General features: G+C 75.1%; 13 protein-coding genes and 1 other RNA gene. 8 read left to right on the top strand and 6 right to left on the bottom strand.

The window, feature by feature from the left end:
• Positions 1 to 36 precede the first annotated feature (36 nt).
• Positions 37 to 438, bottom strand: a complete 402-nt coding sequence (locus AB0O11_RS04285) for an ATP-binding protein (RefSeq protein WP_363381553.1) — start codon at positions 436 to 438, stop codon at positions 37 to 39.
• 267 nt (positions 439 to 705) lie between these two features.
• Between AB0O11_RS04285 and AB0O11_RS04280 the strand changes: the two genes are divergently transcribed.
• Positions 706 to 1968 (top strand): transcriptional regulator, encoded by a 1263-nt coding sequence (locus tag AB0O11_RS04280; RefSeq protein WP_363381552.1) that lies wholly within the window; start codon positions 706 to 708, stop codon positions 1966 to 1968.
• A gap of 212 nt (positions 1969 to 2180) precedes the next feature.
• Here AB0O11_RS04280 and rnpB read toward each other — a convergent pair.
• Positions 2181 to 2578: RNase P RNA component class A (gene rnpB / locus AB0O11_RS04275), an RNA gene on the bottom strand.
• A 13-nt stretch (positions 2579 to 2591) separates the two neighbouring features.
• Positions 2592 to 4034 (bottom strand): MFS transporter, encoded by a 1443-nt coding sequence (locus AB0O11_RS04270; protein WP_363382004.1) that lies wholly within the window; start codon positions 4032 to 4034, stop codon positions 2592 to 2594.
• 487 nt (positions 4035 to 4521) lie between these two features.
• Between AB0O11_RS04270 and AB0O11_RS04265 the strand changes: the two genes are divergently transcribed.
• Positions 4522 to 4971 (top strand): DUF3995 domain-containing protein, encoded by a 450-nt coding sequence (locus AB0O11_RS04265; protein WP_363381550.1) that lies wholly within the window; start codon positions 4522 to 4524, stop codon positions 4969 to 4971.
• A 43-nt stretch (positions 4972 to 5014) separates the two neighbouring features.
• The gene (gene yaaA, locus AB0O11_RS04260; protein WP_363381548.1) at positions 5015 to 5800 is read left to right on the top strand and encodes a peroxide stress protein YaaA; all 786 of its coding nucleotides are present in this window, start codon (positions 5015 to 5017) and stop codon (positions 5798 to 5800) included.
• A gap of 21 nt (positions 5801 to 5821) precedes the next feature.
• Here the strand turns inward: yaaA and AB0O11_RS04255 are convergent, their stop codons facing one another.
• The 3 genes from AB0O11_RS04255 to AB0O11_RS04245 are packed head-to-tail and all read right to left on the bottom strand — an operon-like array spanning position 5822 to position 8560.
• Positions 5822 to 6952 (bottom strand): bifunctional RNase H/acid phosphatase, encoded by a 1131-nt coding sequence (locus AB0O11_RS04255; protein WP_363381547.1) that lies wholly within the window; start codon positions 6950 to 6952, stop codon positions 5822 to 5824.
• A gap of 4 nt (positions 6953 to 6956) precedes the next feature.
• Complete coding sequence (locus AB0O11_RS04250; RefSeq protein ID WP_363381546.1) at positions 6957 to 7700, bottom strand: C4-type zinc ribbon domain-containing protein; 744 nt, start codon at positions 7698 to 7700, stop codon at positions 6957 to 6959.
• Between the two features lie 23 nt (positions 7701 to 7723).
• Complete coding sequence (locus AB0O11_RS04245; RefSeq protein ID WP_363381544.1) at positions 7724 to 8560, bottom strand: Nif3-like dinuclear metal center hexameric protein; 837 nt, start codon at positions 8558 to 8560, stop codon at positions 7724 to 7726.
• A gap of 692 nt (positions 8561 to 9252) precedes the next feature.
• On the opposite strand from AB0O11_RS04245, the gene lanL reads away from it, so the two are divergent.
• The 5 genes from lanL (at position 9253) to AB0O11_RS04220 (ending at position 18429) form a co-directional block, all read left to right on the top strand.
• Positions 9253 to 12138, top strand: a complete 2886-nt coding sequence (gene lanL, locus AB0O11_RS04240; protein WP_363381543.1) for a class IV lanthionine synthetase LanL — start codon at positions 9253 to 9255, stop codon at positions 12136 to 12138.
• Positions 12135 to 14126 carry an alpha/beta fold hydrolase gene (locus AB0O11_RS04235; protein WP_363381542.1) on the top strand — a complete coding sequence of 664 codons (1992 nt, stop codon included), beginning with the start codon at positions 12135 to 12137 and terminating at the stop codon, positions 14124 to 14126. The genes lanL and AB0O11_RS04235 overlap by 4 nt, the downstream gene beginning before the upstream one ends.
• A gap of 166 nt (positions 14127 to 14292) precedes the next feature.
• Positions 14293 to 14436, top strand: coding sequence for a VenA family class IV lanthipeptide (locus AB0O11_RS04230; protein ID WP_350630852.1), 144 nt, complete (start codon positions 14293 to 14295; stop codon positions 14434 to 14436).
• A 146-nt stretch (positions 14437 to 14582) separates the two neighbouring features.
• Entirely contained in the window at positions 14583 to 16241 is a 1659-nt protein-coding gene (locus tag AB0O11_RS04225) for an ABC transporter ATP-binding protein (protein WP_363381541.1), read from the top strand.
• A 397-nt stretch (positions 16242 to 16638) separates the two neighbouring features.
• Positions 16639 to 18429, top strand: a complete 1791-nt coding sequence (locus AB0O11_RS04220) for an ABC transporter ATP-binding protein (RefSeq protein ID WP_363382002.1) — start codon at positions 16639 to 16641, stop codon at positions 18427 to 18429.
• Positions 18430 to 18546 lie beyond the last annotated feature (117 nt).

Raw genomic sequence — 18546 nt, 5'->3', positions numbered from 1 at the left:
CGTGCTGGCCCACCTGCCGCAGTGCGTTTGGTGGGGTCAAACGATCTCGGCCCAAACCCATTTGCCGAATGGGGCTTCATCGACGCCCCAGCGGTTGGCGATGCTGTCGACGAGGCCCATGCCGCGCCCGGACGTCTCGGTGACCCCGCTCTTGATGACCACGGGCAGAGTGCGTGACGAATCGCGGACCGCCAGTCGGAGCCGGTCACCGTCCAGGCCGAGTGCGACACACAGCCGGGTGCAACCGGTATGCCGGGCTGCGTTGCCGACCAGTTCCGAGACGATCAGCCGAGCTTCTTCCAGTAGATCGAGGCGGCCCCACTCGGTCAGCTTCTCCTGGACCAGGTGCCGAGCACTCCTCGCCGACTCGGGGGCGCAGGGCATGTGCCGCATGCAGCGGCGGCGCTGCGTGGTGGGCACGTCAAGTGCGGTGGCCACCAAAGAAGTGTCGGCATGGATCGGGCCGTGCTTTGTACGCGGCAGCGTCGTCCTGGTCGTCACAGCGGCCTCCGGTAGTCAGGGGCCGCCCGGCGCTCTTCCATGGAGCCGAGGGGGATCGGTGATTCCTCGCGCCGGGCGGCTGTTAGTCATTGAACGGCGCGGGCATGCCGTAGGAGAGGGGCCACGAAGGGGTGCATTTTCTAGCAGGGGGCCGCCAACGGGGCCAGAATTGATGCGCTGTCAACTTCGATCGAGAGGCCACTTGTGAGCGGTGTCAGCCCGGACGGGATCGGCCGACTGCTGCGGGAGATCCGCGAGGCGCATCCGAAGAAGACACGCGCCGAGCAGGCAGAGTTAGTCGCCGCAGCAAGTGGTGAGTGGTGCGACTGGGAGACCATCAAGCGGTGGGAAACGGAGAAACGAATTCCACAGAAACCCTCGTACCAGGGGATCGCCGACGCCTACGGTCTGACCGTGGACCAGGTGGCCGAGGCCGCCGCCGCCTCGCGGCGGTACCGGAGTGAACGCAGCACGAAGGGCTACAGCGTGGACAGGCGGAAGTTCATCGGAGCAGGGATAGGAGCAGCCGCCGGCATCGTCGTGCTGCCCGATATCGCGCAGGCCCGCGAGGGGATCGCCGCCGCGCTCAGGCCATCCGGAGAGGGCGATCTCGCCTACCTGGAGTCGGCGTTCGAGCGGCACCGGGGCGGCTACCGTGGCCGGGCACCGGAGGCGGTGCTCGCCGAGATGATGGGTGATCTCGATCTGCTGGGCGAGGTGCTGAACCGCCCTCACCCGGCGCGTACCCGTGCAGACCTCGCCCGGACGGCGGCAGGCATTGCGGGCTTGGTGGCGATCGTCCAGCACGATCGCGGCGACCAGCGCGACGCCTACCGGTGGTTCGCCACCGCCGAGCAGGCCGCGCGAGAGTCCGGTGATCAGCGGATGATCGCGTGGGTGCTGGCCCGGCATGCCATGGTCCCGCTCAACTACGGCGCTCCTGGGGCTGCGGCTCGGATCGCCGAGCGGGCCCGGCGGGAGGCGGGGAGCAGCCCAACGGCGGCAGGAGCACTCGCTGCGGCCGTCACCGCGCGGGCTCAGGCGGCCTCAGGAGACCTTGATGGGGCCCGGCGAGCACTGGACGACGCACGCAATCTCGCGGAGCGCCTGGATGGCGCCGAGGCGGCCGACACCTGGTTCGGCTACCCCGAGCAGAAGCACCACGTGCACCTGTCGCAGGCGTACACGCTGCTGGGGGACACGGGCAGCGCCTACCAGGCGCAGGAGGACGCCCTGGCGCTCACGGATTCTCCGTCGGTGATGGTGCGCGCCTTGCTGGCAGTGGACACCGCCGCATGCCTGCACGTCGACGGCGACCCGACCGGTGCCGCCGAAATGGCGTCCGGGGTGTGGGAGCGGCTGCCAGCCACCTACCGTGAGGGTCTGATCCGATCCCGCACCGAGACGCTGCATCGCCAGCTCACCGGTCGGCCATACGTGCTGCTCGGGGAGGCGCTGGCCAGCTGAGTCGCGCGAGCACAGCGAGTGCTGTCGTGATCAGCGCATGGGTCTCGGATGGTTGTTTCGACAGTTCTCACCGCCACGCGATCGCCACAGCACACCCAGAAACAGGCAGGAACAGAAACGAAAACTGATCAATCAGATACAGTTTCGCCGGACAGGCAAAGGCCCCCTGACCTGCGAAGTTGCAGGTCAGGGGGCCTTCCCTAGGTCGGCGACGGAAGAGTCGGCCTGTACGCCGGGTTCTGTCTCCCGGGTTGCTTGCGCGGCCCGGGGAGGCGGCCATCCATCTAGGGCTGCCGTTGCCGACAGCCTCGTGCGGTCCACCCGCGGACTCGGGCGAGCAGCCTTCAAACGTCCGCGCACGGCGCCCGAGGGCACCGATCTTGACCTTGCTCCAGGTGGGGTTTACCTAGCCGGCCGGGTCACCCCGGTCGCTGGTGGTCTCTTACACCACCGTTTCACCCTTACCCACCACGAAAAGCGGTGGGCGGTCTGTTTTCTGTGGCACTGTCCCGCGGGTCACCCCGGGTGGGCGTTACCCACCACCCTGCTCTGTGGAGCCCGGACGTTCCTCGGCGGGTCTGGGACCCGTCGCGACCGCCCGGCCGGCTCTTCCGCCGTAGTGGTCATCGTAGCCGCTCGGGCGGCGCCTCCCGCACACCGGACCGGACGGCCGGTGCCTCGGCGCCGAGGCGGGCGGCCACCCGCGCGGCCGTCCCTCTCGCCCAGGCGGTGGTGGTGACCAGGCCGAGCACGAGGACGGCGCCGCCGAGGCCGACCAGGATCCACCAGCCGGCGTGGCTGGCCGGGGCGAAACCGGTCGCGATCGGGCCGACCACGGCCGAGGTGACGACCGTGCCGATCACCGCCACGCCCAGCGACTGGCCGACCTGCCGGCTGGTCGAGGCGACCGCGGCCGCCACGCCCGCCTGGGCGCGCGGCATGCCGGCGACGGCGGCGTTGGTGATCGGCGCGTTCACCATGCCGAAGCCGAAGCCGAACAGCGCGTACGCGACCAGCAGCAGGGCCGGCGGGGAGTCGGCGGTGAGCCGGGTGAGCAGCAGCCCGCTCGCGGCGAGGCCGAGCCCGGCCGCGACCAGCGGCAGGCGCGGGCCCCGGCTGCCGACGATCCGCCCGGACAGCGGCGCGCAGACCAGCATCATCCCGGCCATCGGCAGCGTCCACAGGCCGGCCTCGACCGGCCTGTAGTGGCGGACCTCCTGGAGGTAGAGGGTGTTGAGGAAGAGGAAGCCGCCGAGCGCGGCGAAGGCGCAGACCGCGGTGACGGTGGCGCCGGTGAACGGCGCGCTGGCGAAGAACCGCGGGTCCACCAGCGGATCGGCCACCCGCCGTTCCCAGAGCGGGAAGGCGATCAGCGCGGCCAGCGCGGTCGCGGCCAGGGTGAGGATCAACGGGGAGGTCCAGCCGTTGGCCGGGCCCTCGATGATCGCGGCGGTGCCGCAGCCGAGCAGCACGATCATCAGCAGCTGCCCCACCGGGTCCAGCCTGCGCGGCCGGGGCGCGCGGGACTCCGGGACGTAGCGGGCGGTCAGCGCGATGGCGGCGAGCGCCACCGGGACGTTGATCAGGAAGATCGACGGCCAGCCCGCACCGTCCACCAGGAGGCCGCCGAGCAGCGGGCCGAGCGCCATCGAGATGCCGACCACGCCGCCCCAGACGCCGATCGCCCGGGCGCGTTCCTTCGGGTCGGTGAAGGTGTTGGTGATGATCGACATCGCCACCGGGTTGAGCATCGAGCCGCCCACCGCCTGGAGCGCCCGGAACGCCACCAGCCAGCCCAGGCTCGGCGCCTGGCTGCACAGCAGGGAGCCGAGCGCGAAGCAGACCAGGCCGGTCTGGAAGACCCGGCGGCGGCCGAAGCGGTCGGCCACCGAGCCGAACAGCATCAGCAGCGAGGCCAGCACCAGGGTGTAGGCGTCGATGATCCACTGCAGCCCGGACGGCGGGGCGCCCAGGTCCCGCTGGATCGCCGGCAGGGCGATGTTCACCACGGTGTTGTCGAGGCCGACGATGAACAGGCTCAGGCAGCAGATCGCCAGGACGAGCAGGCGGTGGCGGCGCCCGAGCGCGGGCCCGGGCCCGGGGGCGGGCGCGGGCGCGGGTACGGCGGCGCGGGGCTGGGGGTCGGGCACGGACCGATCCTCCCACCGCGGGGCGGGCCCGGGCAGGTGGACGGCGCGTCCGGGTGGCGGTGCGGATCTCCGGACGGGTGCGGAGCCCGGTCGGCTCGGTGCTGATCCGGGCGGAGCCGGCGGCCTGGACGCGCGGTCTTCGGCGAGGCACGAACACCAGGATGGAGCGGAATCGGGTGGTTCCGGCCGGAGGCTCAACGCCCCAGCAGGGACTCCTCCACGGCGTCGCCGTCGCCGGGCACCAGGTCCAGGGGGCGCATGGTCATCGTGTTCACTCTCCTCGCCGCTCACCGTAGTGGTGAACGCCGCAGCGGCCCACCGAATTGCCGCAGCCTCCGGGGCGCGGTGTAAGCACTCGTACGGTGGGGAGCGGGTGACCGTTGACGGAGGGAGTTCGTGGGCGATGGGCGGGATCAGGGCGACCGGGGCGGCGGTGTCGGCGACACTGGCGGCGGTGGGGGCGCTGCACGCGGTGTGGGCGGTGACGCCGTGGCCGCTGCGGACACCGGAGGAGTTCGCGGACACCGTGGTGGGGGCGGGCGAGGGGGTGCCCCCGGCGGCGTCCTGCGTCGCGGTGGCGGGGCTGCTGGGGACGGCCGCATACCTGGTGGGGGCGGAGGCCGGGGTGCTGCCCGCGGTGGGGCCGCGGAGGTTGCGGCGGGCCGGGGTGCGGACGGTGGCCGGGGTGCTGCTGGCGCGCGGGCTCGGCGGGCCGGTGCTGTTCGGACGGGTGAGTGAGCGATCGGACCGGTTCCGGCGGCTGAACGTGCGGTACTACTCGCCGCTTTGTGCGGCGTTGGGGGCCGGGGCGGCCGTGGTCGCGGGGGCGGGGGTCGGGCGACGGCCGCAGTAGGGTTGCCGGGTTCGTCCGTCACGAAGTGTTGAAGGAGTCCGCTGTGCTGGTGCTGTTGCCGCCCTCGGAGGGCAAGGCCGCGTCCGGGGACGGCTCGCCGGTCGCGCTGGACCGGCTGTCGCTGCCCGGGCTGACGGCCGCCCGCGGGGCGGTGCTGGAGGCGCTGGTCGGACTCTGCCGGGGCGACGAGGACACCGCCGCCGAGGTGCTCGGCCTGACCCCGGGCCTGCGGGGCGAGATCGCCAAGAACGCCGGTCTGCTCACCGCCGGGGCCCGCCCGGCGGCCGAGGTGTACACCGGGGTGCTGTTCGACAACCTGGGCCTGGCCACCCTGGACGCCGCCGCGTACGGCCGGGCCGAGCGCTCGCTGCTGGTGTTCTCCGGCCTGTGGGGCGCGGTGCGGGTCTCCGACCGGATCCCGTCCTACCGCTGCTCGATGGGCGTGAAACTCCCCGGTCCGGGGGCGCTCGGAGCGTACTGGCGGAGCGCGATGGCCGACGTGCTCCCCGAGGTGGCGGACGGGCTGGTGCTGGACCTGCGCAGCTCCGCGTACGCGGCGGCCTGGAAGCCGGCCGGCGAGGTGGCCTCCCGGACCGCCACCGTCCGGGTGTTGCAGGAGCGCAACGGCAAGCGCACGGTGGTCAGCCACTTCAACAAGGCGACCAAGGGCCGGATCGTCCGGGACCTGCTGGTCACGGGCGCCGAGCCGAAGACGCCGGGCGAGCTGATGGACGCGCTGCTGGAGCTGGGCCACCGGGTCGAGCCGGCGGCGGAGGGCACGGCGCGCAAGCCGTGGCAGCTGGACGTGGTGGTCACCGAGGTGCACTGAGCACCCCGGTGACGGACGCCCCTACCGCAGGTGCGAGGTGTCGTTGAGCAGCCGCAGCGAGGCGTTGCCGTCCGCGTAGTACTGGACGGCGCAGATCGAGGCGGCGGACAGCTCCATCCGGTACATCGAGTCCGGCGGGGCGCCGAGCGCCAGCCGGACCAGGGTCTTGATCGGGCTGACGTGCGAGACCACCAGCACGGTCTTCCCCGCGTACCGGGCGAGGATCTTGTCCCGGGCGATGCCGGCCCGGTGGGTGAGCGTGGCGAAGCTCTCGCCGCTGCCGGTCGGCCTGGCCTTGGCGGAGCCGAGCCAGGCGGTCAGGTCGTCCGGGTACCGCTCCCGCACTTCGGCGAAGGTCAGGCCCTCCCAGTCGCCGAAGTCGACCTCGCGCAGCCCGTCCTCGTACCGGACCTCCAGGCCGAGCCGGGCGGCGACGGTCTCGGCGGTCTGCCGGGTGCGGCGCATCGGGGAGGCGACGACCGCCTGGACGCTGCCGCGCGCGGCCAACGCCTCGGCGGCCCGCTCGGCCTGCCAGCGGCCCTTGTCGGAGAGCTCCGGGTCGCTGCCGCCGCTGCCGGAGAAGCGCTTCTCCGGGGTGAGCGGGGTCTCGCCGTGGCGCAGCAGGACGAAGGTGGTCGGGGTGCCGAGGTCGGCCGGGGCGGTCCAGCCGGCCTTGGGGGCGACGGTCTCCAGCGGGGGTTCCGCCGCGGTCCGTGAAGCCTTGGGCTCCCACTGGCGCCCGGCCTTGCCGGCGTCCATCGCCTCGTTGGCCAGCCGGTCGGCGTCCTTGTTCCGCTCACGCGGGATCCAGGTGTACGTGACCCGGCCGCGCGGGAAGAGGGTGCGCGCCTCGGCGGCGAGCGGCTGCATGTCGGGGTGCTTGATCTTCCAGCGCCCCGACATCTGCTCGACGACCAGCTTGGAGTCCATCCGGACGTCCACCGAGGCGTCCGGGTCGAGCTCGCGGGCCGCCCTGAGCCCGGCGATCAGACCCTTGTACTCGGCCACGTTGTTGGTGGCGTGGCCGATGAACTCGGCGGCCTCGGCGACGATCTGCCCGGTGTCCCCGTCGCGGACCACCGCGCCGTAGCCGGCCGGCCCCGGGTTGCCCCGGGACCCGCCGTCAGCCTCGACGATGAAGCGCGCCGTCACCGGCTCAGACGCCCGAGTCGGAGGTGCGGACCAGGATCCGCGAGCAGTTCTCGCAGCGGACCACCTTGTCGGCCGGCTCGGCCTTGATGGCGTTCAGCTCGGTGATCGAGAACTCGGTGCGGCAGCCCTCGCAGCGGCGCTGGTAGAGGCGGGCCGCACCGACGCCGCCCTGGGTGTCGCGCAGCTTGGTGTAGAGCTTCAGCAGGTCGGCCGGAATGACGGCGGCGACGGTCTCGCGGTCGCGCTTGACCTTCCCGGCCTCCTCGTCGATCTCGGCGAAGGAGGCGTCGCGGCGGCCCTCGGCCTCGGTGAGGACGACGGTGGAGTGCTCCAGGCGGGCGGACAGCTCCTCGACCCGGGTGGTGGCGCTCTCCTGGCGCTCCATGATCTCCAGCACGACCTCCTCCAGGTCGCTCTGGCGCTTGCCGAGCGAGCCGATCTCGTGCTGGAGGTTCTCCAGGTCCTTCGGCGAGGTGATCGCGCCGGAGTCCAGGCGCTGCTGGTTGCGGGCGGCACGGGCGCGGACCTGCTCGACGTCCTGCTCGGCCTTGGTCAGCTCGCGGGCGGTGTCGCCCTTCTGGGCCTCGGCGGCGACGACGAGGTCCTTGAGCGCGGTGTGGTCTGCGGTGACCTTCTCGATCTCGGCGTGCTCGGGCAGGCTCCGGCGCCGGTGGGCCAGCTGGTCGAGCTTCGAGTCGATGGCCTGGAGGTCGAGCAGGCGGATCTGGTCGGCGGGCGCGGCGTTCAAGCGGAGGGCTCCTGTGAATCGGGTCAGGCGGTGAAGGACATGGGGGCGTGCGCGGTCCACGGGTCGGTGACCCGGTGGGAGACCTTGGTCTCCACGGCCCAGCCGCACTCGTCGGCGGCGGCCAGCAGGGCCCGCTCGGCCAGGGTGAGCCAGGGCCACTCGGTGGCCCAGTGGGCTGCGTCGAGCAGTGCGACGGGCGCCGCCTCGGTGGCCTCGGAGGCCGGGTGGTGACGCAGGTCGGCGGTCAGGTAGGCGTCCACGCCGGCCGACCGGACGTCGGCGAAGAGGCTGTCGCCCGAGCCGCCGCACACCGCGACCCGGCTGACCAGCCGGTCCGGGTCGCCGGAGACGCGGACGCCGGCGGCGGTGGCGGGCAGGCCCCGGGCGACCTGGGCGGCGAAGGCGGAGAGGGCCAGCGGGGGTTCCAGCAGGCCGATCCGGCCGGTGCCGCGGCGGCCCAGCGGGTCGGTCGGGTCCGGCACCAGCGGGCCGGTCACCCGCAGGCCCACCGCCGCGGCGAGCGCGTCCGAGACGCCGGGGTCGGCGTGGTCGGCGTTGGTGTGGGCGACGTGCAGGGCGATGCCGTTGGTGATCAGCGTGTGCACCACCCGGCCCTTGAAGGTGGTGGCGGCGACGCTGGTGGTGCCGCGCAGGTAGAGGGGGTGGTGGGTGACGACGAGGTCGGCGCCCCACTCCACGGCCTCGTCGACGACCGCCTGGACGGGGTCGACGGCGAACAGCACGCGGTTGACCTCGGCCTGAGGGTCTCCGCAGACCAGGCCGACGGCGTCCCAGGACTCCGCCCACTGCGGCGGGTAGACCTCTTCGAGCGCGGTGATGACGTCGGACAGTTTCGGCACCTGTCGAGACTACCGTGCGCGCGGGGGCGGTCGGGCCTCGGCCGTTCGGGTCCGGGCCGGGCGCGGGGGCGGGTGGCGGGGTGAGCGGCGAACGGGGCGCGGGGTGGATGCCGGCCGGGCGCGGGGCGGGCGGCGTGGGGGACGACGTTCGAATCGCTTGCCGCCTGCGCGTCGCCCGGCCGCTCCGGGTGTTCGGACGGGGGTGCCGAGGGCGTACGGATGCGCGTCAACCTGCGGCCGGACGGGAGTCGACCCGCGGAGGGGGGCGCTCGAACCGCCCCGCGCGGACCGTGCACACCGGTGCGCCGGGGTCCCACTGCTCACATCAGTGCGCTCGTACGAATTCGAAACCGTCGCTGGATCACCCTTAAGAGTGAAGTGACCGGCTCTGCGTTGAGCTGCCGGTTTTCTCGAAACTAACTTCAGTCCTGCGAACGGGAGTTGCCCCGGCAGTAGCCCCTACCGGGGACGCCGAGGAAGGGCACTCCGCCGGAGCGGGCCGCGGGCCCGCCGGACCGCACGGTCCGCGCTCCCACCCCTCTCGGGGTGGCCCACAAGAGGGAACCGATCAGGCCGGGCCGTACGCCCCGGTGCCACGAGCAGTGGGCACCCGGGGCGGCGGCCACGACGAAGGGATGTGGTGGCGAATGGGGGCGGGCACATCGCTGCGTACGGCCGGGGGCAGGGGATCGGTGGAGCGTGGACCGGGTGCGGCGGGTTCGTGGCCGGAGACGACGCGGGCGGCACTGGCCGGTGCCGGAGGCCGGGGAGGCGGCGGGGACTGGGACGTCACCGTCGGCGGCTTCTGGTGCACGGCCAGGCCGCCCGCGTCCTCGCCGCTGCCGGAGCAGGGGTGGAAGCTCCATGTGAGCGCGGCCTCGGCGGCGGGCGAGGCGGTGCTCTCGGCGGTGGTCCGGGTGCTCGCCGAAGACCCGTGCAGCTTCAAGTTCGCCGCCGCGCAGGAGCGCCTGAGCGAGCTCAACTCCCGTAACAGCGACCGCGGCTCGGCGGGCAAGTTCATCACCGTCTACCCGGCCGACGACGCGCAGTTCCAGCGGCTGGCGGCCGAGCTCGACCGGGCCACCGCCGGGCTGCCGGGGCCGGTGGTGCTCTCCGACCGGCCGTACCGGGCCGGGAGCCGCGTGCACTACCGGTACGGCGCGTTCGCGCTGCCGGCGGAGCTGGGCAACGACGGGGAGTACCGCTCGGTGCTGCGCGGGCCGGGCGGGGAACGGGCCGAGGACGTGCGCGGGGGGTCGTACCGGGCGCCGGGGTGGGTGCGGGACCCGTTCGCCCCCACCCCCTCGGCCGGCGCGGGTACGGGCTCGGGTGCGGCTGAGGGCCGGCGCCGGGGCGGGGTGCTGCTGGCCGGGCGGTACGCGGTGACGGCCGCCGTCCGGCACGGCGCGAAGGGCGGGGTGTTCCTCGGCCGGGAGGCGTCGAGCGGCGCCGAGGTCGTGGTCAAGCAGGCCCGGGCGCACATGGAGGTGGACCGGGCCGGCACCGATGCCCGCGACGCGCTGCGGCACGAGGCCGCGCTGCTCGCCCGGCTGGCGGGGCAGGGGCTGGCGCCGCGCGCCATCGAACTGATCGAGCAGGAGGACTCCGTCTTCCTGGTGCAGGAACGAATCGCCGGGCAGCCCTTGGGCAGCTGGGTGTCCGCCCGCCTGCGGCGCGACGGCAGCCCCGACGTCGACTGGGCCGAGGCCGGGCCGGTGGCGCACGGCCTGCTCGACCTGGTCGAGCGGGTGCACGCCCAGGGGCTGGTGCTGCGCGACCTCTCCCCCGGCAACGTCATGGTCCGCCCGGACGGCACGCTGCGGCTGGTCGACCTCGAACTCGCCACCCGGACCGGACGCCTCGCGGGCTCGGCCGGCACCCCCGGCTACCGTGCCCCCGAGCACGGGCCCGGCCGACTCGCCGCCGTCCGCAGCAGCGTCGCCGACCCGGCCGTCGACCTGTACGCCCTCGGCGGGCTGCTGTTCCTGCTGGCCACCGGCCACGACCCGCTGCTGCCGGAGGACCTCCCGCAGGCCCGCCCGGTCGCCGACCGCCTCGGCCGCTGGCTCGCCCTCGCGGCCCGCACCGGCGGGACGGCGCGACGGCTGGCGCCGGCGATCCTCGGGCTGCGGGCCGAGGAGCCGCAACAGCGATGGGGGACGGCCCGGGTACGGGCGGCACTGCGCGAGGGCGATCCGGACACGGGCGGCGCCGGGACCACCGCCGTCACTCCGCTGTGGCACGCCCCCACCCGTCAGGGAGCGGCCTCGTGCGCCGCCCCGTCCCTCGACCGCGTCCTGCACGACGGCCTGCGCCACCTCACCGTCACCGCCACGCCCGGGCGCCGGGACCGGCTGTGGCCGGTGGTGCCCGCCGGGGAGCGGACCGACCCGTGCAATGTGCAGCACGGGGCCGCCGGGGTGCTGGCCGTACTGGCCCGGGCGGTGACGGCCGACGGGCTGCCGGAACGGGTACGGGAGGAGGCCGCGGCGACGGCCCGGACCGCCGCGGACTGGATCGAGCGGCGCGCCGCCGCCGAACCGGTGGTGCTGCCCGGACTGCACTTCGGACGGTCCGGAACGGCCTGGGCCCTGCTGGACGCCGCCCGCGCCCTGGGCGACGACGCGCTGGCCGGCCGCGCCGCCGGGCTCGCCCGCCGGATCCCCGTCGCGTGGCCCAACCCCGACGTGTGCCATGGCGCTGCCGGCTCCGGCTTCACCCAACTCCGCTTCGCAGTCGATGAGTTCGACGGACCCGGGTTCATCGGCCGGGCCGCCCGGTGCGCCCGCACCCTGCTCGCCGCCGCACGCCGCGAACCGTACGGGACGGTCTGGCCGGTGCCCGCCGACTTCGACTCCGCGCTCGCCGGGATCACCCACCTCGGCTTCGCCCACGGCGCCGCCGGCGTGGGCGCCTTCCTCCTCGCCGCCGCCGGGGCGACCGGCGACCGGGCCCTGCTCGCCGGGGCCGCCCAGGCCGGGCGGACGCTCGCCGCCACCGTACGGTGGGGCGGCGAGCGCGACACCGCATGGTGGCCGCAGAGCGCGAGCGATCCGGAGCACGTTCGGCTCTCCCACTGGTGCAGCGGATCCTCCGGCGCGGGCAGCTTCCTGCTGCGGCTCGCCCGCGTCACCGGCGACACCGGCACGCTCGACCTCGCCCGCGCCGCCGGACGCGCCGTACTGGCGGCCCGCTGGCACGGCGGGGCGAGCGCCTGCCACGGACTGGCCGGCGACGGGGAGTACCTGCTGGACCTCGCCGAGACCACCGGAGAGTCAGAATTCCGCACAGGAGCCGAGGAGTTGGCCCAGCTGATCGCCGCCCGGGCGGCCGTGCGCGACGGCCTCCAGGTGCTCCCGGACGAGACCGGCACCGGCTGCGCCGCCGGCTACGGCACCGGCACGGCAGGCCCGTTGGCCTTCCTGCTGCGGCTGCGCCACGGCGGGCCCCGGCTCTGGCTGGATCCGGCGCCACCGACCGTACGCCGGCTCCCGTCCGGCGCCACGGGCCCGTCCGGCAGCGCAGGCCCGTCCGATGCCGTGGCCCCCTCCGGCACCACCGGGGTGAGCGGAGCATGAACGTGGCCACCCGGACCGTCACCCAGGCCCTGCGCCGGCTGAGCTTCACCTTCGCCGCCGACGGCAGCCACGCCGCCTGCCTCGCATCCTCCGCCGACAGCGGCTGGTACGTGGAGAGCTGGCGACTGCCGCAGGACGGCGAGCCGGCCACGCCGACCGCGCTGCCGCTGCCCGGCAACCGCTCGGAGAGCCTGCGCTCACAGCTGGTCGCGCTGCCCGACGGCTCGGTGCTGACCTGCCGGCACGACGGCGATCGGCACGACCTCGTCCGCCTCTCGTTCGGCGAGAGCGGCACCCTGGAAGAGCAGTCGGGCTCACTGCGGATGGCCGGACTGCGGGTGCTGCCGCTCCCGGCGCAGGCCGGGGCCGGCCCGCGGACGCCGGTGGCGGTCGCGCTCGGCAGCGACACCCGCCCGGCGACCACCGTCTGGCTGGTGCGCACGGACGGCAGCGAGCCCGAACAGGTCGCCGAGATCCCGGGGTTGCACGGCGGCGGCACCTGGCTGGACCGCACGGGCACGCTGCTCGCGCTGGACCGGGTGAACGCGGGCGTGGTCCGCAGCGTGGTGCTCGACCTGCGCAACGGCCGCACCACCCCACTGCTGGAGATCGGTCCGCACAGCAACGACCGCCTGGTGCTGTTCGACCCGGACAGCCGGTTCGCGATGGTGCGCAGCGACGCGCCCGGCACCGACCGGCTCGGCTGGGGCGTCCTCGGCACCGGCGAGCCGCTGCGGTTCCCGGAATGCCTGCACGTCGCGGGCATGTTCCTGCGGCCGGTCGCACTGCGGGTGGCGGCCGACGGCCCCCGGGTCGCGGTGCAGATCGACCACGGCGCGGGTTCGGCGCTCGCGCTGTGGCGGCCCTCGGCCGGGCGGCTGGACCCGCTGCCGGTTCCGCCCGGGCGGCTCGGCGCGGTCGGGCACTGGAGTGCGGCGGGGCTGCGGCTGCCGTACTCCTCGCCCGACCACCCGGCGGCGCTGGCCACCCTGGACGTGGACGCACTGCTGGCGCACGGCCCCCTCCCGGCCGCCTCCGGCCCGATGCCGCTGCCGCTGCAACTCGCGCCGCTGGCCTCGGGACTGCCCGGCCCGTGGCGGGACACCGTACTGCCCTGGCAGCCCTGCGGGGTGCGCCCGGTGAAGACCGCGCCGCCCGGCTGGCAGCTGGACGGCAGCACCCCGCCCGGGGACGGTGGCCGCTGGCATCCCGCACAGAGCCTCGAACTCGCGGGCCCGGCAGGCCCGTTGGAGGCCGTGGTGTACGGCGGGGACGCCTGGCTGAGCAGTCCGCACCTGGTGCTGGCGCTGCACGGCGGCCCGGCCGACGCCTGGCGGCTGGAGTTCGACCCGGCGCTGCAGCGGATGGCCGCCGAGGGCCTTGCCGTCGTCGCGCCGAACCAGCGCGGCTCCACCGGCTACGGCGTGGCGCACGCACTGGCCATCCGGGGCGCCTGGGGCGGGCCCGACCTGGACGACGTCCTGTACCTGCTGGACGGCATCGCGGGCCAGCGTGCCGCCCTCGGCCTGGAACCGCCGGCCCTCTTCGGGGTCAGCTACGGCGCCTTCCTGGCGCTGCTGGCGGCCGCACACGCGCCGGCCGAGCAGGTCGCCCGCTGCGCGGTGGTCGCGCCGTTCCTGTCCGGCGCCCGGCTCCTCGCCGAAGCGGCGCCCCCCGTACGGGCGTTGACCACCCGCCTGGGCGGCGGCGAACCGGTCGCCGACGCCCGCGGACCGCGCGACGTGCTGCAACTGGCGCACCGGCTGAGCGCGCCACTGCTGGTCGTGCACGGAAACCGGGACGAGGTCGTGCCGGTGAGCCAGTCCCGGTCACTGCGGCACGAGCTGCTGCGGATCGGCCGGGTCGAGGGCCAGGACTTCCGGTACGTCGAGGCGGCCGGCTCCGGGCACGAGGTGCTCGCCGACGAGGGCGCCGCCGTGCTGCACGAACTGCTGGCCGCGTTCCTGCGGACCGGCCGTCCGGGCTGATCCGCCGCCCGCACTTCACAGTTCACGGACTCCCGGGCCCGCTGAGGCCCGGGGCATCAGCCCCGGCGCGGTGGATGGAGGCCGCCCGGGGTGCGACACCTGGCGCCCGCACGCAGATCGCGGCGGGCGGATACCTCAACGGGTACCTCAAGGGGAGGAAACAATCATGGAGAACATGGTGGACTTCGAGACCGACCTCGCGGCGCTCCAGGACCTGCCGGAGACCGAGTCGGTCGAGCTGACCGGCCACGGCAACGGCTGCCAGTACACCTGTCTCATCCTGACCTGCCTGCTCTTCACCGTCAGCTGACCAGGCGGTAGCCACCGGATGCCGTCCCTGCCTGTCCGGACAGGCAGGGACGGCACCGGCCTTCCCGGACACCGTCCCGGGCCACCCGGACTCCTGAGCCCTTGGAACCACCGGAACTATCAGAACTATCAGACGGGAGCTTCCAGTTGCCCCGCCGCGCCACCGGCCGGCCCCTCGCGCTGGGCATCGCCCTGCCGGTCGAGGCCGCCACCACCCTCGCCCTGCCCGGCGTACTCGCCGGGGCCGTCGACGCCGCCCTCGGCCGGCGCTCCGGTCCCGGCGCCTTCCTGCTGCTCGCCCTCCTCCTGGGCGCGGCCGCCGCCGCCAACGCCACCGCCGCGGCGGCCGGACCGGCCTGCGCCGCCGAGGCCACCGCCGCCCTGCGCGGACGCCTGGTCCGCCACCTGCTCGCCCTCGGGCCCGGCGGCCGGCTGCGCGGCGGACCGCCGCCCGGTGACCTCGCCGCCCGGCTGCTCGGCTCGGCCGGGGACGCGGGCGGGCGGCTGCCCGCCGTCCTGGGCGCCGCCACCGCGCTGCTCACCTCGGTGGGCGCGATCGTCGGGCTGGCGGTGCTGTCGCCGTGGCTGGCGCTCGCCTTCTTCGCGGGCGTGGTGCCCGGGGTGCTGCTGATCCGCCTCTTCCTGCGGCAGGCCGGGCCGGTGTTCGCCCGCTACCAGGAGGTCCAGGCCTCGATGGCCGCGCTGCTGAGCGGCGCCCTCGGCGGGCTGCGCAGCATCCACGCGGCCGGCGCCGAACAGCGCGAGGCCGCACGGGTGCTGGCGCCGCTTCCGGAGCTGTCGGCGGCCGGGCACGCGCTGTGGGCGGCGCAGCGGCGCACCGCCTGGCAGGCGACGCTGCTGATCGCCCTGGTCGAGGTCGCGGTGCTCACCACCGCCGGCACGCTGCTCGCGGACGGTGCCCTCGCCCCCGGTGCGCTCGCCGCGGCGGCCGGCTGGGCGGCGCTGGGCGCGGGGCTGTTCGAGCAGATCGAGGCGCTGGTCGGAGTCGCCCACGCGCGCGCCGGGCAGGCCCGGGTGGACGAGTTGCTGGCGCTCCCCGCCGCGCCCTGCGGCACGGCCGGGCTTCCACCGGGCGGGCCGGGGGAGGTCTCGTTCCGGGGCGTGGTGGTGCGCGACGGCGACCGGGTGCTGCTCGGCCCGCTCGACCTCACCGTCCCCGGCGGCCGTACGGTCGCGCTGGTCGGCCGCTCCGGCTCCGGAAAGTCCCTGCTGGCCGCACTGCCGGGGCGGCTGCGCGACGCCGACGAGGGCGCCGTGCTGATCGACGGCGTCCCGGTGGTCGCTCTGGCACCGCCCGAACTGCGGCACGCGGTCGGCTACGCCTTCGCCCGGCCCGAACTGGTCGGCCGTACGGTCCGCGAGGCGCTGGCGGGCGCCGGCCCGGCCGAGGCGGCGGCGGCCCGCGCGGACGGCTTCCTGCGCCGGCTGCCACACGGCTGGGACACCCCGCTGGACGAACTCCACCTCTCCGGCGGCGAGTTGCAGCGCCTCGGGCTCGCCCGGCTGCTGGCCCGACCCACCCGGGTGGTCGTCCTGGACGACGCCACCTCGGGTCTGGACCTCGCCACCGAGTACCAGGTCACCGAGGCCCTCGACCACGCCACCCACGGCCGCACCCGCCTGGTGATCGCCCACCGCGCCACCATCGCCGCCCGCGCCGACCTGGTCGCCTGGCTGGACGCCGGGCTCCTCCGCGCCCTCGCCCCGCACAACACCCTGCTCGCCGACCCCGACTACCGCGCCGCCCTCGCGGACACCGCCCTCCAGGCGACGGCCGCCGCGTGACGGCCCGCACAGGAAGCCGGCCGGCCCGACTTCTCGTGCCGCGGCCGAGAGATGAGTCCCCCCACAGTGAGCCCGCACAAGAAGTCGACGGGCCCGACTTCTCACGCAACGCCCGAGCCCGCCCACAGCCGAGAGACAAGCCACCGTGCAGCCCACACCACCACGCCGCCCCCTCACCCCACCCGGCCGCGCGAAAAGTCGGCGGCATCGACTTCTCACGCCACCAGCTCCCTCCTCCGCCCCGCACCGACGCCACCGCACACACGGCCCCGCGCCGCGGCCTCCCTTGCACGCCCGCACGGGAAGTCGGCCCGGCCGACTTCCCGCGGTCGGCGATTCGCCCGGGTGGGAGTTGCTGTTGCGGCAGTTGGCGGTCACGCGGCGGCCGTTGGTGCGGATGCTCCTGTGGTCCGGAGTGGAGGCGCTACCGCCGTTGGTGTCCGGGCTGCTCGTCTCGGCCGCCGTCGACCAGGGCTTCCTGATCGGGCGGCCCGGGGTCGGGATGGCCTGGCTGGGCGGGTTCGGCGCGGCCATGGCCGTCCGGGCGTACGCGACGCGGGCCGGGTTCCCGTACCTGGCGGGGGTGGTGGAGCCCCTGCGGGACGCCCTGGCCGAGCGGGTGGTCCACAGTGCGCTCGCCCGGCCGTCGGCTGATCCGGCCGAGGTCGCCAGGCTCACCGAGCAGGTGGAGTCCGCACGGCAGTTGACCGCGACCCTGCTCCGCACGCTGCGCGGGGTGGGGGTCACGCTGGTCGCCGCGCTGGTCGGGCTGGCGCTGCTCGCACCCGCCGTACTGCCACTGGTCGTGCTGCCGCTGCTGGCCGCCGGGCTGCTGTTCGCGCGGCTGCTGCGCCCGATGGTGACCCGCCGGCGGGCGGTGGTCCTGGCCGAGGAGCGGCTGGCCGCCGAGGCCGGGCGGGCTCTGCACGGGTTGCGCGACGTCCAGGCCGGCGGCACCGGGGAGGAGGTCGCCCGCGCACTGACCGAGGCCGCCCGGGCGAGCGCCGCCGCCTCCCGCGCCCTGGGCCGTGCCTCGGCCCTGCGTGCACTGGTGGTGGCGCTCGGCGGGCGTCTGCCGGTCCTGGCCGTCGTCGCGGCGGCACCCTGGCTGCTCGCCCACCGCGCCCTGACCCCGGGCGAACTGCTCGGCGTCGCCACCTACCTCGTCCAGCAGTTGGACCCGGCCGTCAGGACTCTGGCCGGTACGGTCGGCGGCTGGCTGCTCAACCTGGCCGTCATCCTCGACCGCCTGGTCACGACCACCGGGCACACCCGACCTGCCACGTGGACCGGCACCGACACCCCGAACAGCAGCGGCGCATCCGGCCGAGCCGCGGACGCAGAGCCCCCGGGCGGCCGACACCGAGCAGTCGGCGGCGCGGGCGGAGCGGGCCGACCGCCCAGCCCTCGGACGCCGGAGCCGCTGTTGCCCGGGGGCGGAGCGGATCACGCCCGCCCCGCCCCCGGGATACGGCTGGTGGGGGTCCGGTACGGGCACGGTGGCGGTGCCGTGCCGGTACTGGACGGGGTTGATGCCGATGTCGGGGCCGGGGAGCACGTGGCGGTCGTGGGGCCCAGCGGGGCGGGGAAGTCGACGCTGGCGGGGTTGCTCGCCGGGGTGCTGGTGCCGACGGCGGGCCGGGTGACGGTCGGTGGTGCGCCGCCCGGGCGGGCCCGGCCGGTGGCGCTGGTGCCGCAGGAGGCGTACGTGTTCCCGGGCACGGTCCGCGAGAACCTCACCTGGCCCACCGGGCACGCCCCCGACGCCCGCCTCGCCCGCGCCGTGGCCCTGCTGGGCGCGGAGCGGCTGGTGGCCCGCCTGGGCGGCCCGGACGCCGTGCTAGGCGATCCGAGTGAACTCTCCGCGGGTGAGCGCCAGTTGTTGGCCTTGGTGCGGACCTACCTGTCCCCCGCCCCGGTCGTGGTGCTGGACGAGGCGACCTGCCATCTGGACGCCGCCGCGGAGGAGGGGGTCGAGCGGGCCTTCGCGGCCCGCCCGGGAACCCTGGTGGTCGTTGCGCACCGCATCAGTTCCGCGTTGCGGGCGGACCGGGTGCTGCTGCTGGACGGCGGGCGCGGGCTGCTGGCCCGGCACGGCGATCTCCAGGTACTGTCCCCTCTCTACCGCGAGCTGGTCGGCCACTGGCTCGGTTCCAGGCCCCGGACCAGCACAGGACTCGCGTCGTGATCTCGATAGGATCTCGTCCGCCCCGGCCGTTATGGTGGCCGGGGCACGGGCCGCGATCACCGGCTACGGGCGCGTACCGAGCGCCCGATCGGGGACCCGACCGTGCGCCACCGGCGC

This window comes from Kitasatospora sp. NPDC093102 (assembly GCF_040683915.1).
GTDB lineage: Bacteria > Actinomycetota > Actinomycetes > Streptomycetales > Streptomycetaceae > Kitasatospora.
The sequence above is the reverse complement of the archived record's forward strand: the minus strand, read 5'-3'. Positions and strand labels throughout refer to the sequence as shown.